The organism is Streptomyces sp. AM 2-1-1, from assembly GCF_029167645.1.
Lineage (GTDB): Bacteria > Actinomycetota > Actinomycetes > Streptomycetales > Streptomycetaceae > Streptomyces.
In genome coordinates, this window is the sequence record NZ_CP119147.1 from 5,585,011 (window position 1) to 5,609,432 (window position 24,422).

The window sequence follows — 24,422 nt, forward strand, 5'->3', positions numbered from 1 at the left end:
CGGTGCTAACTTCCTGGACGTGGCGAAACTCAATCAGATCATCGCAGTCGAGAAGGGCGTCAAGTCCAAGGCCCACCAGGACCTCACGGCGGCCCATCACGGACTCCAGAAGCCCGGGTTGCTGGCCGGACTCTCCCGTACGTACCAGCCGAAGGACGAGGAGGGCGAGCAGCTGCCGCCCGAGTCGACGCTGGTGCAGGTCAAGGCCGAGGACGTGCTGCGGGACACCGCCGCCGCGCTGACCCGCCTCTTCGACGTGACCGCCACCAAGGACTGGGCGAACTGCGCGGCCCGCGCGGACGTCACGGTCGAGGGCCGGGTGCTCGTCGCGGACGCTCCCGTCTCCTACCTCCTCTTCCTGGAGAAGCAGCTCACCGACATCGGTACCTTCGTCCGTAAGCTGCCGGTCCTGGACGCCTCCGAGGCGTGGGCGCAGGACCCCTCGACCGACGCCTGGAAGACCGAGCCGGTGCGCACCCTCCGGACGAAGAAGGTGCCCCGCAACCACGTGAAGGCGGAGGCGACCGAGAAACACCCCGCGCAGGTGGAGGTGTACTACGAGGACGTGCCGATCGGTTACTGGACGACGGTGAAGTTCTCCGGCGCCCTCGCCGCCCGCCGCGTACGGGAGCTGACGGAGCGGGTGGAGAAGCTCCAGCAGGCCGTGAAGTACGCCCGCGAGGAGGCCAACGCGGCCGAGGTCACCGACCAGCGGGTGGGTGATGCGGTATTCGGTTACCTCTTCGGGTGACCGACCATGGATTCCCCGGCCGCGGACGACCGCGGCCGGGGTGCGCGAGGAGCGCAAGCTGAAACTGAGGCTTGTCGTGACGGACGCGGTTCCGGTGGAGGTTCGAGTCCTCCCTCCGGCACGGGTGGTCCCTGCCCCGCGGCAGGGCGCCCCCGGTACGCACCGACTCCCGCCGGAGTGGCCCAACAGGCAGAGGCAGACCGCGATCAATCTCAGACTATTGCTCCAGACTCAGCATGGGCCGCCGATCGCCGGATCGACCGGACCGGGGCACAGCGACGTCGAATTGCCAGTTCGAATCTGGCCCGCAGAGCTCGATCTGCGGTAGTCCAAAGGCAGGACGCGACGACATCATGACTGACCCCGGTCCTTAAACGTGCCGGCGTGCGACGAAGGCGGCACCCACAGGGCCCGGAGGCCGGCTACGCCTCCGGGCCCGCTCCCGTTCCCGCGGCGCCACCCCGCGCCGCGACGACTCGCGGCGTGCCCTTCCCGCGCGCGGCGATCCCCCGCGACGACTCGCGGCATGCCCTTCCCGCGCGCGGTGATCCCCCGCGACGACTCGCGGCGTGCCCTTCCCGCGCGCGGCGATCCCCCGCGACGGCCCCGGCGTGCCCGTCATCGGCGTAATCCGGACCGGTGCGGGGGCGGTCCCGTGAAGCTGGCCCGGTGAGCGACGAGCGGGCGGGGTCCGGGACGGGCGACGCGACGGGCGCGGGGGACACGGTCCGGCTGACCGCCCTGTCGGACGGGATCTTCGCGATCGCCATGACCCTGCTGGTGCTCGACGTCCGGGTGCCCCCGGGGCTGGACGACGCCCGTTTCCGGGACGCCGTCCGCGACGCCCTCCCGGACCTGGGGGCCTACGCGCTGAGCTTCGTGATCCTCGCCGGATTCTGGCGGGACCACCGGCGCACCATGGCGCTTGTACCCCGGTTCGAGGGAGCCCCGCTCCGGCTCGCGCTCGTCTGGCTCGGCGCCATCGCCTTCCTCCCCTTTCCGACCTCACTCCTCTCCGAGTACGCCTCCGAGCCGCTCGCGGTCGCCGTCTACGCGGGCACCGTCGCCGTCACCAACCTGCTGGGGCTGGGCGTTCTCCTGACCGGCCGGTCAGGCCCGACCGGCCGGGGGAAGGCCGGGGCGCCGGTGCGCGCCGCCGTGCGGACGGTGACCACGGACTCCTGGACGACGGCACTGGTCTTCGGCGCTTCCGTCCCGCTCGCCTTCGCGGTGCGCCCGGTCGTGGCGATCTGGTTCTGGCTCGCGGTCGTCCCGCTCAGAGCGCTGGTGCGCGGGTCCCGGCGTTCCTGAGGCGCGGGACGAACGCGAGGACGGCCCGGATCACTGCCGGTACCCCTCCAGGAAGCGGCCGATGCGGCTGATCGCGGCGTCCAGGTCGTCCGCCTGCGGCAGGGTGAGGATGCGGAAGTGGTCCGGCCGGGGCCAGTTGAAGCCGGTGCCCTGCACCACCTGGATCTTCTCCCGCAGCAGCAGATCGAGCACGAACCGCTCGTCGTCCACGATCCGGTGCACCTTCGGATCGATCCGGGGGAACGCGTAGAGCGCGCCCTTCGGCTTCACGCACGACACCCCCGGGATCTCGTTCAGCCTCTGCCAGGCGCGGTCGCGCTGTTCGTGCAGTCTGCCGCCCGGCGCGACGAGTTCCCGGATGCTCTGCCGGCCGCCGAGCGCGGCCTGGATGGCGTACTGCGCGGGAGCGTTGGCGCAGAGCCGCATGGAGGCCAGTGTGGTGAGGCCCTCCAGGTAGCCGCGCGCGTGCTGCTGCGGGCCGGTGACCACCAGCCACCCGGAGCGGAACCCCGCGACCCGGTACGTCTTCGACAGCCCGCTGAACGTGAGGCAGAGCAGGTCCGGGGCGAGGGCCGCGACGGGGTGGTGCACGGCGTCGTCGTAAAGGATCTGGTCGTAGATCTCGTCGGCGTACACCAGCAGTCCGTGGCGGCGGGCCAGATCGAGGATGCCTTCCAGCGTCTCCTTCGAGTAGACCGCGCCGGTGGGGTTGTTGGGGTTGATGATCACCACGGCCCTGGTGCGGTCGGTGATCTTCGAGGCCATGTCCGCGAGGTCCGGGTTCCACTCCGCCTGTTCGTCGCAGGCGTAGTGGACCGCCTTGCCGCCGGCCAGGGTGATGACCGCGGTCCACAGCGGGTAGTCGGGGCTCGGTACGAGGACCTCGTCACCGTCCTCGAGGAACGCCTGGACGGCCATGGAGATCAGCTCGGAGACGCCGTTGCCGAGGAAGATGTCGTCCACGTCGACGTCGGGCAGCCCCATCGCCTGGTAGCGCTGGGCGACCGCGCGGCGGGCGGACAGGATGCCGCGCGAGTCGGTGTAGCCGTGTGCCTGGGGGAGCATCCGGATCATGTCCTGAACGATCTCCTCGGGCGCCTCGAAACCGAAGAGCGCGGGGTTGCCCGTGTTGAGGCGGAGCACGCTGTGGCCCGCCTCCTCCAGGGCGTTCGCCTGCTCGATGACCGGTCCTCTGATCTCGTAACAGACCTCGTCGAGCTTGCTGGACTGCCGGAACTCCATGCGGTTCCTCCCCTGCCGATTGCGATACTTGGTTTTACCAAGCCTGACCTTGGAAAGTCCAACAACATGTCTAGACTGCGTCGTATGCCACGTCAGCAGCAGCCCGCAGCGCGCCCCGTACGCCGACGCAGTTACGACCAGTTCTGCGCCACCGCCCGAGCCCTGGACTCCGTCGGAGACCGGTGGACCCTGCTGATCGTCCGTGAACTGCTGGCCGGACCGCGCCGCTACACCGATCTGCACGCGGACCTGCCCGGCGTCAGCACGGACGTCCTCGCCTCCCGCCTCAAGGACATGGAGCAGAGCGGACTCGCCGTCCGCCGCAGGCTGCCGCCTCCCGCGGCCGCCTCCGTCTACGAACTCACCGGCCGGGGCAGGGAGCTCCTCCCCGTCCTCACCGCCCTCGCCCGGTGGGGCGCGCCGGCCCTGGACGAACGCCGCCCCACCGACGCCGTCCGCGCCCACTGGTTCGCTCTCCCGCTGCGGCGCTCCCTCGCGGCGACGGCCCACACCGGTGTGGTCGACGTGCACCTGGACGAGGGGGAGTTCCACGTACGCACCGGCGCGGTGGCCGACGGCGAGGAGGTCTACGGATACGGCGGCGCCCCCCACGCCGACGCCCGGATACTCCTGGAGGCCGAACTCTGCCTGGCCATGGGCCGGGACGAGATCACCTTCGCGCAGGCGGTCAAGGACGGGCGGATCGAGGTGCACGGCGAGAGCCCTCTCGCCACCGAACTGCGCGGCGCCTGACCGGCCGCCCCGCCCCCGGCCGGGGGCGGGGCGGTGGATGATGGGGGCGTGCGACTCGAAGCGATCACCTGGGACCGGCTGGCCGAGGCCCTCGCCGCGCACGCGGACGGGGCGGGCCCCGAGGGCGGCGGACCCTGGCTCCGGATCGGCGTCGACGGCGCCCCCGCCGCCGGCACCGGACCGCTCGCCGAGGCCGTCGCCCAGGAGCTGCGGCTGCGCGGACGCGCCGTGCTCGTCGTCTCCACCGAGGGGTTCCTGCGCCCGGCGAGCCTGCGGTACGAGTACGGCAAGCGGGACCCCGACTCCTACGCGGACGGCTGGTACGACACCAAGGCGCTGTGGCGCGAGGTGTTCGAGCCGCTGGAACCGGGCGGCGACGGCCGGGTGCTGCCGGACCTGTGGGACCCGGTCACCGACCGGGCCACCCGCAGCCCGTACCGGACGCTCCCGGAGGGCGGTGCGGTGGTGGTGCACGGGCCGTTGCTGCTGGGGCAGTGGTACCCCTTCGACCTCGCAGTCCATCTGCGGCTCTCGCCGGGCGCGCTGCGGCGGCGCACGGACGAGGGGGCGCAGTGGACGCTGCCCGCCTTCGCGCGGTACGAGGAGGAGACCGCACCCGCCGACCGCGCCGACGCCGTGGTCCGGGCAGACGACGCCCGCCATCCGGCCTGGACGGGGCTCCGTACGCGGGGGTGACTCCACGGGCCCGCCGTCCTCGGGACCGGCCGGGCGGCACGCCCCCGGGGCCGGTGGTGGCGCTTCCTCCCGGGCGTCCGCCGTAGCCGCAGGGCCCGTCGCGGTGTGCGCGGCGTCGCGGGATGGTGAGGGTCGTCCCCACTCCGGGGAGAAGTGGTGAGGACTCGATCATGAGCGGCGCTTTCTCCACCGCCACCGTCCGCGGGCGATAAAATGCCCCCCTTGTGGTCGCTTGCCGGGTCTCCCGGATTTTCGGCGGAATTCCGGGTCCTCCGGAACTCCGGCCGCACCCGGGCCCCGGTCCCTCGACCAGGACAGCGGCACCGGCCGGCCGGCCGCGACCTGCGGCCTCCCGTGAAACGGCGGGAGGACGGGCCCCGGCCCGCCCGCCGACCGGCTAAGCACCACCAGCACCGCGGTTTTCGTGAAGGGCGTATCCAGCATGCAGGGCACCGTCGACGGCTTCTCCTACGGCCTCGTGACTCCGGTCGCGGCTTTCCTCATGGCCTGCCTCGGCGCCGCGCTGGGGTTGCGCTGCACCGTCCGCTCCGTGCGCGGTGCCGGGCCGAAGCCGGGCCGCCGCCCCCATCGGGCCGGATGGCTCGCGCTCGGCGCGACCTCCATCGGATCGGGCATCTGGACGATGCACTTCATCGCGATGATGGGCTTCTCCATCGACGAGGCGCCGATCCGGTACGACCGCCCGCTGATGTACGCGAGTCTCGCCGTGGCGATCGTCATGGTCGGGATCGGCATCTTCATCGTGGGCTACCGGGGCGCGACCCCGCTGGCGCTGGTCACCGGCGGCACCATCACCGGCCTCGGGGTGGCCACCATGCACTACCTCGGCATGGCGGGCATGGTGTTCCACGGCCGGTTCGCGTACTCCACCGCCACGGTGGCCCTCTCCGTCGTCATCGCCGTGGTCGCCGCCACCGCCGCGCTCTGGGCGGCCGTCTCCCTGCACGGCTTCCTGCCCAGCCTGGGCGCCGCGGTCGTCATGGGGGCCGCCGTGAGCGGGATGCACTACACCGGCATGGCCGCGCTCCGGGTCCATCTGCACGCCGGTGACACCGGCGGGGCGACCGGCGAGCCCGTCGGGGCGATCCTCGTCCCCCTCCTCGTCGGGCCGCTGGCCTTCCTGCTGCTCGCGGGGGCGGTGGTGCTCTTCGACCCGCTGGTGGTCAGGGGCGACCCGGCCCGCGACGCCGGGTCCGGCCGTCCCGGCGACGCCGCGCGCGCCATCCCCGTCCAGCGCCGGCGCGACCCCGCCGCCGAACCCGTGTCCGACCGCGCGGTCCGGCCCCGGCGCCGCTGATCCCGGCGCCGTTGTCAGTCACGGGTCGTACGGTGGAGGCATGCGGCCCGTTTCCAAGATCGAACGTTCGGTGGCGCCTTTCGAGGTCGTCAGTCCCTACCAGCCCAGCGGCGACCAGCCGACGGCCATCGCCGAGCTCGAAAAGCGTGTCCGGGCAGGTGAGAAGGATGTCGTCCTGCTGGGCGCGACCGGTACCGGCAAATCGGCGACCACCGCGTGGATGATCGAGAAGCTCCAGCGGCCCACCCTCGTCATGGCGCCCAACAAGACGCTGGCGGCGCAGCTCGCCAACGAGTTCCGCGAGCTGCTGCCGAACAACGCCGTCGAGTACTTCGTCTCGTACTACGACTACTACCAGCCCGAGGCGTACGTCCCGCAGTCGGACACCTACATCGAGAAGGACTCCTCGATCAACGAGGAGGTCGAGCGGCTGCGCCACTCCGCCACCAACTCCCTGCTCACCCGGCGGGACGTCGTCGTGGTCGCCTCCGTCTCCTGCATCTACGGCCTCGGTACCCCGCAGGAGTACGTCGACCGCATGATCCAGCTCAAGATCGGCGACGAGATCGACCGTGACCAGCTGCTGCGCCGGTTCGTCGAGATCCAGTACACCCGCAACGACCTCGCCTTCACCCGGGGCACCTTCCGGGTGCGCGGCGACACGATCGAGATCTTCCCGGTCTACGAGGAGCTCGCCGTCCGCATCGAGATGTTCGGCGACGAGATCGAGGCGCTCTCCACCCTCCATCCGCTCACCGGCGAGGTGATCAGCGAGGACACCTCGCTCCACGTCTTCCCCGCCACCCACTACGTCGCCGGCCCCGAGCGCCTGGAGAAGGCGATCAACGGCATCGAGCGGGAGCTGGAGGAGCGGCTCGCCTCCATGGAGAAGCAGGGCAAGCTGCTGGAGGCCCAGCGCCTGCGCATGCGCACCACGTACGACATCGAGATGCTCCGCCAGATCGGCACCTGTTCCGGCGTGGAGAACTACTCGATGCACTTCGACGGCCGGCTGCCCGGCACCGCGCCGAACACCCTCCTCGACTACTTCCCCGAGGACTTCCTGCTGGTGCTGGACGAGTCCCACGTCACGGTCCCGCAGATCGGTGCGATGTACGAGGGCGACGCCTCCCGCAAGCGGACCCTCGTGGACCACGGCTTCCGCCTGCCGTCCGCCCTGGACAACCGCCCCCTGAAGTGGGAGGAGTTCCAGGAGCGGATCGACCAGACCGTCTACCTCTCGGCCACTCCGGGCACCTACGAGCTCTCGCGCGGCGACGGCTTCGTCGAGCAGATCATCCGCCCCACCGGACTCATCGACCCGGAGATCGTCGTCAAGCCCACCGAGGGCCAGATCGACGACCTCGTCCACGAGATCCGCACCCGCACCGAGCGCGACGAGCGTGTTCTCGTCACCACCCTCACCAAGAAGATGTCCGAGGACCTCACGGACTACTTCCTGGAGCTGGGCATCCAGGTCAGGTACCTGCACAGCGACGTCGACACCCTGCGCCGCATCGAGCTGCTGCGCGAACTGCGCTCCGGCGAGTACGACGTCCTGGTCGGCATCAACCTCCTGCGGGAGGGCCTCGACCTGCCCGAGGTCTCGCTGGTGGCGATCCTCGACGCCGACAAGCAGGGGTTCCTGCGCTCCGCCACCTCGCTCATCCAGACCATCGGACGCGCCGCGCGCAACGTCTCCGGCCAGGTCCACATGTACGCGGACAAGGTCACGCCCGCCATGGCGCGGGCGATCGACGAGACCAACCGGCGCCGCGAGAAGCAGATCGCCTACAACACCGAGCGCGGCATCGATCCGCAGCCGCTGCGCAAGAAGATCAACGACATCGTCGCCTCCATCGCCCGCGAGGAGGTCGACACCGAGCAGCTCCTCGGGACCGGCTACCGCCAGACCAAGGGGACCAAGGCGCCGGTTCCCGCCCTCGGCGGCAAGGCCGCCAAGGCGGGGGAGGCCAAGGCGGACGCCGGAAAGCCCCGCGCCAGCGGCGCGGTGACCAGCGACCGGCCGGCCGAGGAGCTGGCCGGGATCATCGAGGAGATGACCGAGCGGATGCGGGCCGCCGCCGCCGACCTCCAGTTCGAGGTCGCCGCACGGCTGCGCGACGAGGTGGGCGAGTTGAAGAAGGAGCTGCGGCAGATGAAGGAAGCCGGGATCGCCTGACCCGGGGCGCCGCCGGGGGAGCGCGCGGGGCCGGGGCAACGGTGGTCCGGTGGGAGGGGTGTGACGGGGATTCCGGCCCGCTGTGTTGCAAGAACGACACAGAACGGGCCGGAGCGGCACTCCGCCCGGGCGCAATGCGTAGGGTGCGGGGAAACCGCATACGGATGGTTGCGGGGCATAACGCGGAGAGGGGACAGCGCGTGACGGTCAACATGACCAAGGGTCAGGCGATCAGCCTGCGGAAGCAGGACGGGGGAACCCTGACCGCGGTACGGATGGGGCTCGGCTGGCAGGCGGCGCCGCGCCGCGGCCTCTTCGGATCGCGCACCCGGGAGATCGACCTGGACGCCTCGGCGGTCCTGTTCGCCGACAAGCAGCCGGTGGACGTGGTCTTCTTCCGTCACCTCGTCAGCGACGACGGTTCGGTCAAGCACACCGGTGACAACCTCGTCGGTGGCGCGGGATCGGGCGGCGACGACGAGTCGATCCTGGTGGACCTGGCGAGGGTGCCGGTCCACATCGACCAGATCGTCTTCACGGTGAACAGCTTCACCGGCCAGACGTTCCAGGAGGTGCAGAACGCCTTCTGCCGCATCGTCGACGAGACGAACGGCCAGGAACTGGCCCGTTACACCCTCGACGGCGGCGGCCAGTACACCGCCCAGATCATGGCGAAGGTGCACCGTGCCGGTGGCGGCTGGCAGATGACCGCGCTCGGGAACCCGGCCAACGGCCGCACTTTCCAGGACCTGATGCCGGCGATCCTGCCGCACCTCTGACGGCCCGTACGCGACCCGGGCCCTCGACCGGCCCACCCAGCTCCCGGAGGCGAACGCCCCCGGGAGCTGCGCGTACTCCGGGCGCGCCGCGCCCACCGACACGGTCACCCACCAGCACACGCTCACCACACGGTCACGCAGCAAGGGGACAGGGCAATGACGGCCGAACTCGTCCGGGGGCAGAACCACCCGCTCCCCTCGACCCGTCTGGAGGTCCGGGTGTCGGCGGGTTCCCCCGTCGTGGCCGGCGCCGCCCTCGCCGACGAGCGGGGCACCGTACGGGGTGCGGAGTGGATCGCCCATCCCGGGGAGCCGCGGCTGCCCGGCGTCGAGGTCCCCCGTCGGGCCGCCACCGAACACCGGCTCGCTCTCGACCTGGACGCGCTGCCCGGCGAGGTGCACCGGGTCACCGTGCTGCTGGTCCTGCCGCGCACGTCCGGCTCCGCCGCCGGCTTCGGCGCGGTCGCCGCCCCCTTCGTGGCCGTCGGCGAGCCCGGCGGCGCCCCGATCGCCGACTTCACCCTCACCGGCCTGGACACGGAGTCCGCCGTCGCCGTCCTGGAGTTCTACCGGCGCGCCGGAGCCTGGAAGGTGCGGGCCGTCGGTCAGGGGTACGACTCCGGGCTCGCGGGCATGCTCGCCGACCAGGGGGTGAGCGGGGCCGACGCACTGGCCGCCTCCATCATGGCGGCCGCCGGACCGCTCGTCCCGGCGCAGCCCGGACCGTCGGTGGACCCGTCCAAGTCCACCGCCCCCGCCACCTCCTCGGCGGAGTCCGTGACGGCGGCGGACGCCAGGACGGTGACCGGTGGCCGTATCGACTACGCGCACCCCCGGCGCCGGGTCACGGCGCCCGCAGCCACCGCCCCGCCCGCAGCCACCGCTCCGCCCGGCACACCCGTCCCGTCCGCCCCGCCCTCCGGACCGGCCGCGCCGGTCGCCGGGGACGCCCCCGGCGACTCCCTGGACGAGCGGCTCTACAACCAGGTCTGGGGCATGTTCGAGGACCTGGCCCGCTGCGTCGCCGCCTACCGCGGCGCCGTCGACTTCGCCGAGTCGCGCCGGGAGCAGGAGCTCGACGGGGTCCTCTCCGACCCGCGCAACCGCATCGGTGGGGCGGGCGACGCCGCGCGCGCGGAGGCCAGGGCGAAACACGACGAGCTGATCGCCCGCGCCCGGGAGGTGCTCGACCGGGACCTGGCCCAGCTGGCCGCCGAGTCCGATGTGGTGGAACCCGCGCTCCCCGCCGCCTTCGCCGGCTGGGACAGCCCGGTCTGGCACGCCCACCGGGCTCCGGCCGGACCGCCCTGGGCCCTGCGACTGGGCGACGTCCACCTCCCCGAAGCCCCGGAGCTGCGCGTTCCGCTGCTCGTCCGGCTCCCGCTGGAGCGCGGCCTGTGGATCGACGCCGGCCGGAGCGCCTCGGCGGCGGACGGCCTGCTGGACGGAGCGGAGCTGAAACACCTGGCGCTGGAGAGCGCGCTCACACACGCCGTACGGCTGCTCGCCGCGTATCCGGCGGGGGAGATGGCGGTCCACGTCATCGACCCGGCCGGGGCCGGCGCGGCCTCCCTCGCGCCGCTGGTGGGGGCCGGAGTGCTCGCCGGGCCGCCCGCGGTGGGCGCCGCCGGGGTGACGGCCGTCCTCGACCGGCTCACGCAGCGCGTCGACCTGGTCCAGATGGCGCTCCGGGCCGGCGCGGCCGACGCACTGCCGCCGGATCTCGACCCCGCCGGGCAACTGCTCGTCGTCAACGACTTCCCGCACGGCTTCGACGACCGCGCGGTCACCCGGCTCCGTTACCTCGCCGACGAGGGTCCTTCGGTCGGGGTGCACCTGCTGCTCGTCGCGGACCAGGAGGAGGCGTCCGCGTACGGACCCCTGCTCGCTCCGTTCTGGCGAGGGCTCCTCCGGCTCACCCCACTCGCCGGTGACCACCTCGCCGACCCCTGGGTCCGGCACGTATGGACGTACGAGCCGCCCCGGGTGCCGCGGGGCAGCCGGGTCCTGGAGCAGGTGCTCGCCACGGTGGCCCGGGAGCGGCGGGCCCGGGGCCGCTGACCCCGCCGCCCTTACGCGAGGACCGGCGGATCCAGGGGTTTTGATTCTTCTTTGCCACTCTCTTTACCTTTTCTTGGGTATGCCTGTACTGTCTCTTGAACGGAGGGGAGTATTCCCACACGTGGCGTTCCCGTCAGTACGGACTGTGACCGGTCCCGGGGCGTCGGCCCGGCGTACATCCCGTACGCCCCGGGTGGAAGAGACCTCCGGCAGCGACGACGCTGATCAGTAGCCGTAGCGAACTGCCGGAGGCGCAGTGGACGTTTCATGGACCCTCTGGGTGCTGACCATTCTTGGTCTGGCAGCCCTCATCGCCGTCGACTTCCTCATCGGGCGCAAGCCCCATGACGTGTCGACCAAGGAAGCCGGAATCTGGACGGTCGTCTGGATCGTGCTGGCCGCACTCTTCGGGCTGGGCCTGCTGGTCTTCGGCAACAGCCAGGCCTCCGGCGAGTTCTTCGCCGGATTCATCACGGAGAAGTCGCTCAGCGTCGACAACCTCTTCGTCTTCGTCCTGATCATGGCGAAGTTCTCGGTGCCCTCGCACCTCCAGCAGCGGGTACTGCTGGTCGGTGTCCTGATCGCCCTGGTGCTCCGGGCGATCTTCATCGCGGCCGGTGCGGCCGTCATCGCCAACTTCTCCTGGATCTTCTACATCTTCGGCGCGTTCCTGATCTACACCGCGTGGAAGCTGATCAAGGAGGCGCGGGCCGACGAGGACGAGGAGGAGTTCGAGGAGAACCGCCTGCTCAAGTCGATCGAGCACCGCTTCGGCGTCGCCGACCGGTACCACGGCACCAAGCTCTTCATCCGGAACAACGGCAAGCGCGTCATGACCCCGCTGATGGTCGTCATGCTGGCGATCGGCACCACCGACGTGCTCTTCGCGCTCGACTCCATCCCCGCGATCTTCGGCCTGACCCAGGACCCGTACATCGTCTTCACGGCCAACGCGTTCGCACTGATGGGCCTGCGCCAGCTGTACTTCCTCATCGGCGGGCTGCTGAAGAAGCTGGTCCACCTCAGCTACGGACTCTCGGTGATCCTCGGGTTCATCGGCGTCAAGCTGGTGCTGCACGCGCTGCACGAATCCGGAGTGCACGTCCCGGAGATCTCGATCCCGTTCTCGCTCTCCGTCATCTGCGGCGTGCTGGTGATCACCACCATCACCAGTCTGATCGCGGGGCGGAAGCAGACCGCCGCGGCCGAGGCCGCCGCCGCGTCCCGGCCGGAAGGCCCCGGGGCCGGCACCGGCTCCGAGAACGGATCCGAGGACGGCGACACCGGCACCGCGTCCCGCAAGGGCAGCAGCAGCGTCGGCGGCTGAGCCGTCCGGCATCCGTTCCCCCCCTTCCACGACGAGGGGCGCCCCGGTACCGCTCTCGGTACCGGGGCGCCCCTCGTCCGTGCGTCGGGCGGTGTCCGCGCCTCACCAGCCCCGGGCGCGCCACTGGGGGAGCTGCCCGCGCTCGTCGCCGAGCGTGGTGTCGTGGCCGTGGCCGGGGTAGACCCAGGTCTCGTCGGGGAGCTGGTCGAAGAGCTTCGTCTCCACGTCGTGGAGGAGGCTCGCGAAGGCTTCCGGGTCCTTGCGGGTGTTGCCGAGGCCGCCGGGGAAGAGGCAGTCGCCGGTGAAGAGGTGCGGAGCGCCGTGCGGGTCGTCGTAGACCAGCGCGATGGAGCCCGGGGTGTGGCCGACCAGGTGGCGGGCGGTCAGGGTGACCCGGCCCACCCGGATCGTGTCCCCGTCCTCCACCGGCACGTCGGTCGGCACCGGGATGCCCTCGGCGTCGTACCGGCCGGCGTAGGTGACGGCGCCGGTGGCGGCCACCACCTCGGCCAGCGCCTGCCAGTGGTCACCGTGCCGGTGCGTGGTGACCACCGAGGCGATGCCGTCCCCGCCGACGAGCCTCAGCAGGGTGTCCGCCTCCGCCGCGGCGTCGATGAGGAGCTGCTCGCCGGTGGCCCGGCAGCGCAGCAGGTAGGCGTTGTTGTTCATCGGGCCCACCGCGACCTTGGAGATCATCAGGTCGGTCAGCTCGTGCACGTCCGCGGGTCCGCCGACCCGCACCGCTCCGCTGTACGTCATGGGCGGCAGCCTATAGCGGCGGCAGTACGGGGAGGGGGCCGCCCTCCGCGGTGAGCGCGGAGCCGTCGCGGCGGCCGGAGAGCCAGCCCAGCAGCTCCGGAGCCGGGCCGCGCACTTCGACCGGGGGAGCGTCCGCGCGACCGCCGCCGGTCGTCCGGACGCGGCCGTCGTCGGCCGCGAACCGGATCGGGCCCAGCGTCGGGTGGTCCTGGAACCGGTCCGCCAGGAAGTCGGTCTCCCGGAGCACGAACTCCTCCGGCAGGTCCTCCAGCTCGTACCCCGCGCCGAGGTCCACGTGGTGCAGCTCGACCTCGGCCCAGCGCCGGAACGGTACCCGGGAGGCGAGATCCGTCACCCCGCCCCGCAGCTCCACGGTGCGTGACCAGTCGGCCGGTGCCGCCCCCTGGGCCAGGAACCGCTCGCCGCTCGCCCGCAGGTCGGCGAGGTGCTCGGCGAGGGAACGGGGCGCCCCGGCCTCGATGTCGCGGTCCCGGATTTCGCCGCTCGCGTACATCGGGCGTCCGCGGAGAACATTTCGGAGCGCGTCGGCGTTACGTGAAAGGTGGGCCAGCACATGGCCCCGGCTCCAACCGGGCAGTAGGGACGGTTCGGGGACAGTGGAGTTGTCCCACGTGCTCGCCGCGGTGAGCAGCCGTTCCGTAGCCCCGCGTACAGATGCCAGGTCGCGCACATGATCGCTCATGCGACCGAGCGTAGCTCCGCCACCCGTTCGGGTGAAGGAGGTTTCGGTCGGCCGGAATTCGAATGTGCGTGCTATACGCTCGAAGTCGAAAGATTTCTACACCTCTGTGGCGCCCCCCATACCCTGGAGCAGGGGGCTCAGTTCCCCCGTTTCTCTCAAGAAAGGTGCGGACCGGCGTGGCCGACCGTCTCATCGTCCGTGGTGCGCGCGAGCACAACCTGAAGAACGTCTCGCTCGACCTGCCCCGTGACTCCCTCATCGTCTTCACCGGGCTCTCCGGGTCGGGCAAGTCCTCCCTCGCGTTCGACACGATCTTCGCCGAGGGCCAGCGGCGCTACGTCGAGTCGCTCTCCTCGTACGCCCGGCAGTTCCTCGGTCAGATGGACAAGCCGGACGTCGACTTCATCGAGGGTCTCTCGCCCGCCGTCTCCATCGACCAGAAGTCGACCTCGCGCAACCCGCGCTCGACGGTCGGCACCATCACGGAGGTCTACGACTACCTCCGCCTGCTCTTCGCCCGCATCGGCAAGCCGCACTGCCCCGAGTGCCGGCGGCCGATCTCCCGCCAGTCGCCGCAGGCGATCGTGGACAAGGTCCTCGGCCTGCCCGAGGGCAGCCGCTTCCAGGTGCTCTCCCCGCTGGTGCGCGAGCGCAAGGGCGAGTTCGTCGACCTCTTCGCCGACCTCCAGACCAAGGGATACAGCCGCGCCCGGGTCGACGGTGCCACCATCCAGCTCTCCGAGCCCCCCACGCTGAAGAAGCAGGAGAAGCACACCATCGAGGTGGTCATCGACCGCCTCACGGTGAAGGACAGCGCCAAGCGGCGGCTGACCGACTCGGTGGAGACGGCCCTCGGCCTCTCCGGCGGCATGGTCGTGCTCGACTTCGTCGACCTCCCCGAGGAGGACCCCGAGCGCGAGCGGATGTACTCCGAGCACCTCTACTGCCCCTACGACGACCTCTCCTTCGAGGAGCTGGAGCCCCGCTCCTTCTCCTTCAACTCGCCCTTCGGCGCCTGTCCCGACTGCTCCGGCATCGGTACCCGTATGGAGGTCGACGCCGAGCTGGTCGTCCCGGACGAGGACAAGAGCCTCGACGAGGGGGCCATCCACCCCTGGTCGCACGGCCACACCAAGGAGTACTTCGGCCGTCTGATCGGTGCGCTCGCCGAGGCCCTCGGCTTCCGTACGGACATTCCGTGGGCCGGACTGCCGCAGCGCGCCAAGAAGGCCCTGCTCCACGGCCACAAGATCAAGACCGAGGTGCGCTACCGCAACCGCTACGGCCGCGAGCGCGCCTACACCACCCCCTCCTTCGAGGGCGCGGTGCAGTTCGTCAAGCGGCGGCACTCCGAGGCCGAGAGCGACTCCAGCCGGGAGCGCTTCGAGGGGTACATGCGCGAGGTGCCCTGTCCGACCTGTGAGGGCACCCGGCTCAAGCCGATCGTCCTCGCGGTGACGGTGATGGAGAAGTCCATCGCCGAGGTCGCCGCGATGTCGATCAGCGACTGCGCGGAGTTCCTGTCCCGGCTCAAGCTCGACGCCCGGGACAAGAAGATCGCCGAGCGGGTCCTCAAGGAGGTCAACGAGCGCCTGAGGTTCCTCGTCGACGTCGGCCTCGACTACCTCTCGCTCAACCGAGCGGCCGGCACCCTCTCCGGCGGTGAGGCCCAGCGCATCCGGCTCGCCACCCAGATCGGCTCCGGCCTGGTCGGCGTCCTGTACGTCCTGGACGAGCCGTCCATCGGTCTGCACCAGCGCGACAACCACCGGCTGATCGAGACCCTCGTCAGGCTGCGCGACATGGGCAACACGCTCATCGTCGTCGAGCACGACGAGGACACCATCAAGGTCGCCGACTGGGTCGTGGACATCGGCCCCGGCGCGGGGGAGCACGGCGGCAAGGTGGTCCACTCCGGATCGCTGAAGGAACTGCTGGCCAACAAGGACTCGATCACCGGCCAGTACCTGGCGGGCAAGCGGGCGATCGGTGTCCCCGACGTCCGGCGCCCCGTCGACCCGAGCCGCCGGCTCACCGTGCACGGTGCCCGGGAGAACAACCTCCAGGACATCGACGTCTCCTTCCCGCTCGGCGTCCTGACGGCCGTCACGGGGGTGTCGGGTTCCGGCAAGTCGACCCTGGTCAACGACATCCTCTACACCCACCTCGCCCGGGAGCTCAACGGCGCCAAGTCGGTGCCCGGCCGGCACACCCGGGTGGACGGGGACGACCTCGTCGACAAGGTGGTGCACGTCGACCAGTCGCCCATCGGCCGGACCCCCCGGTCCAACCCGGCGACCTACACCGGCGTCTTCGACCACGTCCGCAAGCTCTTCGCGGAGACGATGGAGGCGAAGGTGCGCGGCTACCTGCCGGGCCGCTTCTCCTTCAACGTCAAGGGCGGCCGCTGCGAGAACTGCTCCGGCGACGGCACCATCAAGATCGAGATGAACTTCCTGCCCGACGTGTACGTGCCGTGCGAGGTCTGCCACGGCGCCCGGTACAACCGGGAGACCCTGGAGGTCCACTACAAGGGCAAGTCCATCGCCGAGGTGCTGGACATGCCGATCGAGGAGGGCCTGGAGTTCTTCGAGGCCGTCCCGACCATCGCCCGGCATCTGCGCACCCTCCACGAGGTGGGCCTCGGATACGTCCGCCTCGGCCAGTCCGCGCCGACCCTCTCCGGCGGTGAGGCGCAGCGCGTGAAGCTGGCGAGCGAGCTCCAGAAGCGCTCCACCGGCCGCACGGTCTACGTCCTGGACGAGCCGACCACCGGCCTGCACTTCGAGGACATCAGCAAGCTGATCAAGGTCCTCTCGGGCCTGGTCGACAAGGGCAACTCCGTCGTCGTCATCGAGCACAACCTCGATGTGATCAAGACGGCGGACTGGGTCATCGACATGGGTCCCGAGGGAGGCAACGGCGGCGGTCTGGTCGTCGCCGAGGGCACCCCGGAGGAGGTGGCGGCCGTACCCGCCAGCCACACCGGGAAGTTCCTCCAGGACGTCCTGGACACCGACCGGGTCAACGAGGCGGCGGCAGCCGTACCCGCCGCGCGCAAGCCGGTGCGCAAGGGTGCGGCGAAGGCGGTGGCCGCCAAGGCCGGCTCCACCCGGCGGACCGCCACCGCGACCGCCTCGGCGAAGCAGCCCGCCGCGAAGAAGCCGGCGGCCAGGAAGGCGACCGGCGCCCGCAAGGCCTGATCCCGCCTCGGCACGGCCCGCCGGTGGTCCCCGCTCCTTCCGGGAGAGGGGACCCCGGCGGGTCGCGCCGCGTGCCGGCCGCGTCCGCGAGCCGTGCTCCGGACCCGGGCGCCGGGGCGCCGATCTCCGCCGGTATCGTCGGTTCTGTCGTCCCGCCCCGGTGGTCCGCCCCCGTCCCGGCCGGCCCGCACCTCCCCGTACCACCGACCCCCGTGGAGACCGCCATGTCCGGCTCGCCCGCCGCCCGTCGCACCGTCCTGAAGGGCGCCGCGCTCGTCGGTGCCGCCGGGCTCGGAGCGGCCGCCTGCTCCACCGAGTCCAAGCTCGGCCACGCGCAGAACCCCACCCCGACCGCGCCGGTGGACCTCGGCGCGGCCGACGCCGTACCGGTCGGCGGGTCGAAGCTCTACCGGGAGCAGCGCCTCCTGGTGACCTGTCCGGCGAAGGGGGAGTACAAGGCCTTCAGCGCCCAGTGCACCCACGCCGGCTGCGTGCTGACCAGGATCGAGGGCACCGAGGGCCACTGCCCCTGCCACGGTTCCGTCTTCGACACCACGACCGGGAAGGTCGTCCACGGCCCGGCCACCGTGCCGCTGCCCGCCGTACCGGTCAGCGCGGAGGGCGGCCGGCTCGTCGCCGGCCACGACGCCTGACCCCGGCGCGGGGGCGGGCCGCCCGCCCGCCTCGCGTCGGGGCGCGGCACGGCGGTGCGGCAATCGCGGCCGGGGCCGAACCGTACAACCCTTCCCCCGCACGTGCCGGAGCGTTCGGGGGGAGGACGGCACCCCGGGGTGTCACCGGCCGGAAGTAGGGTGTGAGACATGGCAGACCCCTCCAGCTACCGCCCCAAGCCGGGACAGATCCCCGACTCCCCGGGGGTCTACAAGTTCCGCGACGAGCACCGCCGGGTGATCTACGTCGGCAAGGCGAAGAACCTCCGCCAGCGCCTGGCCAACTACTTCCAGGACCTGGCGGGCCTCCACCCGCGCACCCGCACCATGGTGACCACGGCCGCCTCCGTGGAGTGGACGGTCGTCTCCACCGAGGTCGAGGCACTCCAGCTGGAGTACTCCTGGATCAAGGAGTTCGACCCGCGGTTCAACGTCAAGTACCGCGACGACAAGAGCTATCCCTACCTCGCGGTCACCCTCGACGAGGAGTTCCCCCGGGTCCAGGTCATGCGCGGCGCCAAGAAGAAGGGCGTGCGCTACTTCGGCCCGTACGGCCACGCCTGGGCGATCCGCGAGACCGTCGACCTGATGCTCCGCGTCTTCCCCGTCCGTACCTGCTCCGCCGGGGTCTTCAAGAACGCCGCCCGCACCGGACGCCCCTGCCTGCTCGGCTACATCGGCAAGTGCTCGGCCCCGTGCGTGGGCCGCGTCAGCCCCGAGGAGCACCGCGAACTCGCCGAGGAATTCTGTGACTTCATGGCCGGGCGCACCGGTTCCTACATGCGCCGGCTGGAGAAGGAGATGATGATCGCGGCCGAGGACATGGAGTACGAGCGGGCCGCCCGGCTCCGGGACGACCTCGGGGCGCTGCGCCGGGCGATGGAGAAGAGCGCGGTCGTCCTCGCCGACGCCACCGACGCCGACCTCATCGCCGTCGCCGAGGACGAACTGGAGGCGGCCGTCCAGATCTTCCACGTGCGCGGCGGCCGGGTCCGCGGCCAGCGCGGCTGGGTCACCGACAAGGTCGAGGCGGTCGACACCTCCGGTCTGGTCGAACACGCCCTCCAGCAGCTCTACGGGGAGGAGACCGGTGACTCCGTACCCAAGGAGGTCCTCGTCCCCGCCCTGCCCGAGGACCCCGACGCGGTCTCCGAATGGCTCGCGCACCGCCGGGGCTCCCAGGTCAGCCTGCGCATCCCGCAGCGCGGTGACAAGAAGGACCTGATGGCGACGGTCCAGCGCAACGCCCAGCAGGCGCTCGGACTGCACAAGACCAAGCGCGCCTCCGACCTGACCACCCGCTCCCGGGCCCTGGAGGAGATCGCCGAGGCGCTCGGCCTCGACACCGCCCCGCTGCGCATCGAGTGCTACGACATCTCCCACCTGCAGGGCGACGACGTCGTCGCGTCGATGGTCGTCTTCGAGGACGGGCTCGCCCGCAAGAGCGAGTACCGCCGCTTCCAGATCAAGGGCTTCGAGGGTCAGGACGACGTCCGGTCGATGCACGAGGTGATCGGCCGCAGGTTCCGCCGCTACCTCCAGGAGAAGGAGCGCCTGGGGGAGTGGGAGGAGACCCCCGCCGCCACCGGTGAAGTGGCCGGCCCCGCACCCCTCCCCCCGGGCAGCGCCCCCGCCGGTGCGCACGAGGGCACCCCCGCCGGTGCACAGGCAGGAGCCCTCGCCGACGCCCCCGACGAGACCGAGCCGCGCGAGGACGACGGCCGCCCCAAGCGGTTCGCCTATCCACCGCAGCTCGTCGTCGTCGACGGGGGGCAGCCCCAGGTGGCCGCGGCGAAGCGGGCCCTCGACGAGCTGGGCATCGACGACATCGCCGTCTGCGGCCTCGCCAAGCGCCTCGAAGAGGTCTGGCTGCCCGACGACGACGATCCCGTGGTGCTGCCCCGCTCCAGCGAGGGCCTCTACCTCCTCCAGCGCGTCCGCGACGAGGCCCACCGCTTCGCCATCACCTACCAGCGGGCCAAGCGGGCCAAGCGGGTCCGCAGCAGCCCCCTGGACAGCGTCCCCGGCCTCGGCGAGGGCCGGAAACTCGCGCTGCTCAAGCATTTCGGCTCCGTCAAGAAGCTGCGGCAGGCGACAATCGAAGAGATCTGCGAGGTCCCGGGGATAGGGCGCAGGACCGCGGAATCGGTGGCCGCGGCCCTCGCCGCGGCCACCCCGGCCGCGCCCGCCGTGAACACGGCCACAGGAGAGATCATGGAAGACGACGACGGGGACACGCCATGACCGACCACGAACAGCGCCCCGCCGAGCCCTCGCACCCGGACCGAACAGACGGAGCAGCACACGTGAGCACGGGCACCACCAACGAGACGGGCGACGCCGTCCCGGCGGCCATTCCCGAACTGGTGATCATCTCCGGGATGTCCGGCGCCGGCCGTTCCACGGCCGCGAAGTGTCTGGAGGACCTCGGCTGGTTCGTCGTCGACAACCTCCCGCCCGCGCTGATCCCGACCATGGTCGAACTCGGCGCGCGGTCCCAGGGCAACGTGGCGCGGATCGCGGTGGTCGTCGACGTACGCGGCCGGCGCTTCTTCGACAACCTCCGCGAGTCCCTCGCGGACCTGGAGGCCAAGCACGTCACCCGGCGGATCGTCTTCCTGGAATCCTCGGACGACGCACTGGTGCGCCGTTTCGAGTCGGTCCGCCGCCCCCACCCCCTCCAGGGCGACGGGCGCATCGTCGACGGCATCGCGGCCGAGCGCGACCTGCTGCGCGAGCTGCGCGGCGACGCAGACCTGGTGATCGACACCTCCAGCCTCAACGTGCACGAACTGCGCGCCAAGATGGACGCGCAGTTCGCCGGCGACCAGGAGCCGGAGCTGCGCGCCACCGTGATGTCGTTCGGCTACAAGTACGGCCTGCCGGTCGACGCCGACCTCGTGGTGGACTGCCGCTTCCTGCCGAACCCGCACTGGGTGCCCGAGCTGCGCCCCTTCACCGGCCTGAACGAGGAGGTGTCCGCGTACGTCTTCGACCAGCCGGGCGCCAAGGAGTTCCTCAACCAGTACACCGAGCTGCTCCAGCTCGTCGCCGCCGGGTACCGCCGCGAGGGCAAGCGCTACGTGACCATCGCGGTCGGCTGCACGGGCGGCAAGCACCGCTCCGTCGCCATGTCGGAGAAGCTCTCCGCGCGCCTCGCCGCCGAAGGCATCGAGACCGTCCTCGTCCACCGGGACATGGGGCGCGAGTGACCACCGTCAACCATCGGTTGCGGAGACTGAGCAGGGCGGCCTCGCTCCGCTCCGGGCGCAGACGAGGCGGTCCGCCCAAGGTCGTCGCCCTCGGCGGCGGCCACGGACTCTCCGCCTCGCTCGCCGCTCTGCGCCGGATCACCGGGGACCTGACCGCGGTGGTCACCGTCGCCGACGACGGCGGCTCCAGCGGCCGGCTCCGCGACGAGTTCGGGGTGCTGCCCCCCGGCGATCTCCGCAAGGCCCTGGCGGCCCTCTGCGGTGACGACGACTGGGGGCAGACCTGGGCGCGGGTCTTCCAGCACCGTTTCGAGTCCCGGGGCGACCTGCACGGGCACGCGGTCGGAAACCTGCTGATCGTGGCGCTCTGGGAGCAGCTCGGCGACCCGGTGCAGGCGCTCGACCTGGTCGGCACCCTCCTCGGTGCACATGGCCGGGTCCTGCCGATGTCCGCCGTCCCCCTGGAACTCCAGGCGCAGGTCAGGGGCCACGAACCGGAGCGCCCCGACGTGGTCGTGACCGTACGCGGCCAGGCGACGGTGGCGCTCACCCCCGGCGAGGTGCAGTCCGTACAGGTGGTGCCGCACGCCCCGCCCGCCGTCCCGGAGGCGGTCGAAGCGGTCCTGGACGCGGACTGGGTGGTGCTCGGCCCCGGCTCCTGGTTCTCCTCGGTCATCCCCCATCTGCTGGTACCCGATCTGCTCGACGCGCTGGTCGCGACCAAGGCCCGGAAGGTGCTGTCGCTCAACCTCGCGCCCCAACCCGGTGAAACAGATGGCTTCTCCCCGCAGCGTCATTTGGAGGTTTTGGGGCGACACGCCCCTAAACTCGCCTTGGACGTGGTGCTGGCCGACGAGGCCGCCGTTCCTGACCGCGAGTCCCTCGCCGATGCCGCGAAGCGGCTCGGAGCCGCGGTGGAGCTGGCGCCGGTGGCCTCGCCGGACGGTGTTCCGATTCATGATCCGGAGCTGCTGGCCGCCGCGTACGACCGTATTTTTCGGATGCATGGAAGGATCGGCCCATGGCGATGACGCCAGCGGTGAAGGACGAAATCTCTCGGCTTCCCGTCACCCGGACCTGCTGCAGGAAGGCGGAGGTCTCCGCGATCCTCCGCTTCGCGGGCGGGCTCCACCTGGTGAGCGGCCGGATCGTGATCGAGGCGGAGCTGGACACCGCGATGGCTGCCCGCCGGCTCAAGCGCGACATCCTGGAGATCTTCGGGCACGCCTCGGAGCTGATCGTGATGGCGCCCGGCGGGCTGCGGCGCGGCTCCCGGTACGTCGTACGCGTCGTGGCGGGCGGCGACCAGCTGGCCCGGCAGACCGGGCTGGTGGACGGCCGCGGCCGTCCCATCCGCGGGCTGCCCCCGCAGGTGGTCTCGGGGGCCACCTGCGATGCCGAGGCGGCGTGGCGCGGGGCTTTCCTGGCACACGGCTCGCTCACCGAGCCGGGCAGGTCCTCCTCGCTGGAGGTCACCTGCCCCGGACCGGAGGCGGCGCTCGCCCTGGTCGGCGCCGCACGCAGGCTCTCCATCGCCGCCAAGGCCCGTGAGGTACGGGGAGTGGACCGGGTGGTGGTCCGCGACGGCGACGCGATCGGGGCCCTGCTGACCCGGCTCGGCGCCCACGAGTCCGTGCTGGCCTGGGAGGAGCGCCGGATGCGGCGCGAGGTGCGGGCCACCGCGAACCGCCTCGCCAACTTCGACGACGCCAACCTGCGCCGCTCCGCCCGTGCGGCGGTGGCCGCCGGTGCGCGGGTGGGACGCGCCCTGGAGATCCTGGGCGAGGAGGTCCCCGAGCACCTGGCCGCCGCCGGCCGGCTGCGCATGGAGCACAAGCAGGCGTCGCTGGAGGAGCTGGGGGCGCTCGCCGACCCGCCGCTGACGAAGGACGCCGTCGCCGGGCGCATCCGGCGGCTGCTGGCGATGGCCGACAAGCGCGCCCAGGACCTCGGCATCCCCGGGACGGAGTCCACCCTCAGCGAGGAGATGGCGGACGGCCTGGTCGGCTGAGGGCCGCCCCACCCGTCGTATACGGCCGCCGCCGGCGTCTCCTCGTGAAGACGCCGGCGGCGGTCTTTTCGCCGGCCGCCGGTGCACCGGCCGGGGACGCCCGCGGCGGGCGGGCCGCCCGGCCCCGCCGGACCCCGTGCCGCGGCGCCGGAAGGCCCGGATCGTTGGTCCGCGCAAGGGCGTTGGAGCCGCACCGGCCGTCGCGGGACGGAAGCCGCCCGGTGACCGGGCCCGGGTCCGTCCGGGGAGCGGAGGCACCGGAACGACCTGTTCCTACTGGTCAGTAGGCCCTATCGGGGCGCGGGCGAGGGCTCTCGATGTCACCCGGGGGCCACATGAGAGGTAGGGTCGGAGGCGGTCGGGGACATCCCATACATCTCGCCGGCGTCGAAACCCGGCGTACCTAACGAGGAGATCGGTTCGTGACGATCCGCGTAGGCATCAACGGCTTTGGCCGCATCGGTCGTAACTACTTCCGCGCGCTGCTGGAGCAGGGTGCGGACATCGAGATCGTGGCTGTCAACGACCTGGGTGACACCGCGACCACGGCGCACCTGCTGAAGTACGACACCATTCTGGGTCGTCTCAAGGCCGAGGTCAGCCACACCGCCGACACCATCACCGTCGACGGACACACCATCAAGGTGCTCTCCGAGCGCAACCCGGCCGACATCCCCTGGGGTGAGCTGGGTGTCGACGTCGTCATCGAGTCGACCGGCTTCTTCACCAAGAAGGCCGACGCCGAGAAGCACATCGCGGGCGGCGCCAAGAAGGTCCTCATCTCGGCTCCGGCCAAGGACGAGGACATCACCATCGTGATGGGCGTCAACCACGACAAGTACGACGCGGCCAACCACCACGTCATCTCCAACGCCTCCTGCACCACCAACTGTGTGGCGCCGATGGCGAAGGTCCTGGACGAGAACTTCGGTGTCGTCAAGGGTCTGATGACGACGGTCCACGCGTACACGAACGACCAGCGCATCCTGGACTACCCGCACTCGGACCTGCGCCGCGCCCGCGCCGCCGCCGAGAACATCATCCCGACCACGACGGGTGCCGCCAAGGCCACCGCCCTGGTCCTGCCCCAGCTCAAGGGCAAGCTCGACGGCATCGCGATGCGCGTGCCGGTCCCGACCGGTTCGGCCACCGACCTGGTCGTCGAACTCGGCCGCGAGGTCACCAAGGACGAGGTCAACGCCGCGTTCAAGAAGGCCGCCGACGACGGCGACCTCAAGGGCTTCCTCACGTACACGGAGGACCCGATCGTCTCCTCCGACATCGTGGGCGACCCGTCCTCCTGCACCTTCGACTCCTCCCTGACGATGGTTCAGGAAGGCAAGACGGTGAAGATCCTCGGCTGGTACGACAACGAGTGGGGTTACTCCAACCGCCTCGTCGACCTGACCGTCTTCGTCGGCGGCCAGCTCTGATCCTCGGATC

General features: G+C 71.3%; 19 protein-coding genes and 1 pseudogene. 17 read left to right on the forward strand and 3 right to left on the reverse strand.

Features of this window, described 5'->3' with window-relative positions; all coding sequences use genetic code 11:
- Positions 1 to 19: 19 nt before the first annotated feature.
- The 3 genes and pseudogenes from PZB77_RS24360 to PZB77_RS24370 all read left to right on the forward strand — a co-directional run bounded on the left by PZB77_RS24360 (position 20) and on the right by PZB77_RS24370 (position 2,062).
- A complete protein-coding gene (locus tag PZB77_RS24360) occupies positions 20 to 751 on the forward strand; it encodes a hypothetical protein (protein WP_275494754.1) in 732 nt (243 codons plus the stop codon).
- 34 nt (positions 752 to 785) lie between these two features.
- Positions 786 to 872 (forward strand): annotated as a pseudogene (locus PZB77_RS24365).
- A 548-nt stretch (positions 873 to 1,420) separates the two neighbouring features.
- A complete protein-coding gene (locus PZB77_RS24370) occupies positions 1,421 to 2,062 on the forward strand; it encodes a TMEM175 family protein (RefSeq protein WP_275494755.1) in 642 nt (213 codons plus the stop codon).
- Between the two features lie 30 nt (positions 2,063 to 2,092).
- On the opposite strand, the gene PZB77_RS24375 is transcribed toward PZB77_RS24370, so the two are convergent.
- Positions 2,093 to 3,304, reverse strand: coding sequence for a pyridoxal phosphate-dependent aminotransferase (locus PZB77_RS24375; RefSeq protein WP_275494756.1), 1,212 nt, complete (start codon positions 3,302 to 3,304; stop codon positions 2,093 to 2,095).
- 84 nt (positions 3,305 to 3,388) lie between these two features.
- Here PZB77_RS24375 and PZB77_RS24380 point away from each other — a divergent pair, with 84 nt between their 5' ends.
- The 7 genes from PZB77_RS24380 (at position 3,389) to PZB77_RS24410 (ending at position 12,420) form a co-directional block, all read left to right on the forward strand.
- Complete coding sequence (locus PZB77_RS24380; RefSeq protein ID WP_275494757.1) at positions 3,389 to 4,057, forward strand: helix-turn-helix domain-containing protein; 669 nt, start codon at positions 3,389 to 3,391, stop codon at positions 4,055 to 4,057.
- A 48-nt stretch (positions 4,058 to 4,105) separates the two neighbouring features.
- Complete coding sequence (locus PZB77_RS24385) at positions 4,106 to 4,753, forward strand: uridine kinase (protein ID WP_275494758.1); 648 nt, start codon at positions 4,106 to 4,108, stop codon at positions 4,751 to 4,753.
- 442 nt (positions 4,754 to 5,195) lie between these two features.
- Positions 5,196 to 6,071, forward strand: a complete 876-nt coding sequence (locus PZB77_RS24390) for an MHYT domain-containing protein (RefSeq protein ID WP_275494759.1) — start codon at positions 5,196 to 5,198, stop codon at positions 6,069 to 6,071.
- Positions 6,072 to 6,111: 40 nt separating this feature from the next.
- Positions 6,112 to 8,253 carry an excinuclease ABC subunit UvrB gene (gene uvrB, locus PZB77_RS24395; RefSeq protein WP_275494760.1) on the forward strand — a complete coding sequence of 714 codons (2,142 nt, stop codon included), beginning with the start codon at positions 6,112 to 6,114 and terminating at the stop codon, positions 8,251 to 8,253.
- Positions 8,254 to 8,453: 200 nt separating this feature from the next.
- Positions 8,454 to 9,032 carry a TerD family protein gene (locus tag PZB77_RS24400; RefSeq protein WP_275494761.1) on the forward strand — a complete coding sequence of 193 codons (579 nt, stop codon included), beginning with the start codon at positions 8,454 to 8,456 and terminating at the stop codon, positions 9,030 to 9,032.
- Positions 9,033 to 9,188: 156 nt separating this feature from the next.
- Positions 9,189 to 11,093 carry a TerD family protein gene (locus PZB77_RS24405; protein WP_275494762.1) on the forward strand — a complete coding sequence of 635 codons (1,905 nt, stop codon included), beginning with the start codon at positions 9,189 to 9,191 and terminating at the stop codon, positions 11,091 to 11,093.
- Positions 11,094 to 11,349: 256 nt separating this feature from the next.
- Positions 11,350 to 12,420, forward strand: coding sequence for a TerC family protein (locus tag PZB77_RS24410; protein WP_275494763.1), 1,071 nt, complete (start codon positions 11,350 to 11,352; stop codon positions 12,418 to 12,420).
- 102 nt (positions 12,421 to 12,522) lie between these two features.
- Here PZB77_RS24410 and PZB77_RS24415 read toward each other — a convergent pair whose 3' ends face one another.
- The gene (locus PZB77_RS24415; RefSeq protein WP_275494764.1) at positions 12,523 to 13,179 is read right to left on the reverse strand and encodes an MBL fold metallo-hydrolase; all 657 of its coding nucleotides are present in this window, start codon (positions 13,177 to 13,179) and stop codon (positions 12,523 to 12,525) included.
- Between the two features lie 10 nt (positions 13,180 to 13,189).
- The gene (locus PZB77_RS24420) at positions 13,190 to 13,882 is read right to left on the reverse strand and encodes a maleylpyruvate isomerase family mycothiol-dependent enzyme (RefSeq protein ID WP_275494765.1); all 693 of its coding nucleotides are present in this window, start codon (positions 13,880 to 13,882) and stop codon (positions 13,190 to 13,192) included.
- Between the two features lie 176 nt (positions 13,883 to 14,058).
- Between PZB77_RS24420 and uvrA the strand changes: the two genes are divergently transcribed.
- The 7 genes from uvrA (at position 14,059) to gap (ending at position 24,412) form a co-directional block, all read left to right on the forward strand.
- A complete protein-coding gene (gene uvrA, locus PZB77_RS24425) occupies positions 14,059 to 17,085 on the forward strand; it encodes an excinuclease ABC subunit UvrA (RefSeq protein WP_275494766.1) in 3,027 nt (1,008 codons plus the stop codon).
- Between the two features lie 224 nt (positions 17,086 to 17,309).
- Positions 17,310 to 17,738, forward strand: a complete 429-nt coding sequence (locus tag PZB77_RS24430; RefSeq protein ID WP_275494767.1) for a Rieske (2Fe-2S) protein — start codon at positions 17,310 to 17,312, stop codon at positions 17,736 to 17,738.
- A gap of 168 nt (positions 17,739 to 17,906) precedes the next feature.
- A complete protein-coding gene (gene uvrC, locus PZB77_RS24435) occupies positions 17,907 to 20,000 on the forward strand; it encodes an excinuclease ABC subunit UvrC (RefSeq protein WP_275494768.1) in 2,094 nt (697 codons plus the stop codon).
- A complete protein-coding gene (gene rapZ, locus PZB77_RS24440) occupies positions 19,997 to 20,968 on the forward strand; it encodes an RNase adapter RapZ (RefSeq protein WP_275494769.1) in 972 nt (323 codons plus the stop codon). Before uvrC ends, rapZ begins: the two co-directional genes overlap by 4 nt.
- Positions 20,965 to 21,999 carry a uridine diphosphate-N-acetylglucosamine-binding protein YvcK gene (gene yvcK / locus PZB77_RS24445; protein ID WP_275494770.1) on the forward strand — a complete coding sequence of 345 codons (1,035 nt, stop codon included), beginning with the start codon at positions 20,965 to 20,967 and terminating at the stop codon, positions 21,997 to 21,999. The genes rapZ and yvcK overlap by 4 nt, the downstream gene beginning before the upstream one ends.
- Positions 21,990 to 22,979, forward strand: a complete 990-nt coding sequence (gene whiA / locus PZB77_RS24450) for a DNA-binding protein WhiA (protein WP_266703180.1) — start codon at positions 21,990 to 21,992, stop codon at positions 22,977 to 22,979. The genes yvcK and whiA overlap by 10 nt, the downstream gene beginning before the upstream one ends.
- A gap of 422 nt (positions 22,980 to 23,401) precedes the next feature.
- Entirely contained in the window at positions 23,402 to 24,412 is a 1,011-nt protein-coding gene (gene gap, locus PZB77_RS24455) for a type I glyceraldehyde-3-phosphate dehydrogenase (protein ID WP_275494771.1), read from the forward strand.
- Positions 24,413 to 24,422 lie beyond the last annotated feature (10 nt).

Excerpts from the sequence above, each read along its gene's own strand:
- PZB77_RS24420 (WP_275494765.1), bottom strand. The coding sequence starts at position 13,882 with ATGAGCGATCATGTGCGCGACCTGGCATCTGTACGCGGGGCTACGGAA.
- PZB77_RS24415 (WP_275494764.1), bottom strand. The coding sequence starts at position 13,179 with ATGACGTACAGCGGAGCGGTGCGGGTCGGCGGACCCGCGGACGTGCAC.
- uvrB (WP_275494760.1), top strand. The coding sequence starts at position 6,112 with ATGCGGCCCGTTTCCAAGATCGAACGTTCGGTGGCGCCTTTCGAGGTC.
- PZB77_RS24390 (WP_275494759.1), top strand. The coding sequence starts at position 5,196 with ATGCAGGGCACCGTCGACGGCTTCTCCTACGGCCTCGTGACTCCGGTC.
- whiA (WP_266703180.1), top strand. The coding sequence starts at position 21,990 with ATGGCGATGACGCCAGCGGTGAAGGACGAAATCTCTCGGCTTCCCGTC.
- PZB77_RS24405 (WP_275494762.1), top strand. The coding sequence starts at position 9,189 with ATGACGGCCGAACTCGTCCGGGGGCAGAACCACCCGCTCCCCTCGACC.
- rapZ (WP_275494769.1), top strand. The coding sequence starts at position 19,997 with ATGACCGACCACGAACAGCGCCCCGCCGAGCCCTCGCACCCGGACCGA.
- PZB77_RS24375 (WP_275494756.1), bottom strand. The coding sequence starts at position 3,304 with ATGGAGTTCCGGCAGTCCAGCAAGCTCGACGAGGTCTGTTACGAGATC.
- PZB77_RS24430 (WP_275494767.1), top strand. The coding sequence starts at position 17,310 with ATGTCCGGCTCGCCCGCCGCCCGTCGCACCGTCCTGAAGGGCGCCGCG.
- uvrC (WP_275494768.1), top strand. The coding sequence starts at position 17,907 with ATGGCAGACCCCTCCAGCTACCGCCCCAAGCCGGGACAGATCCCCGAC.
- PZB77_RS24380 (WP_275494757.1), top strand. The coding sequence starts at position 3,389 with ATGCCACGTCAGCAGCAGCCCGCAGCGCGCCCCGTACGCCGACGCAGT.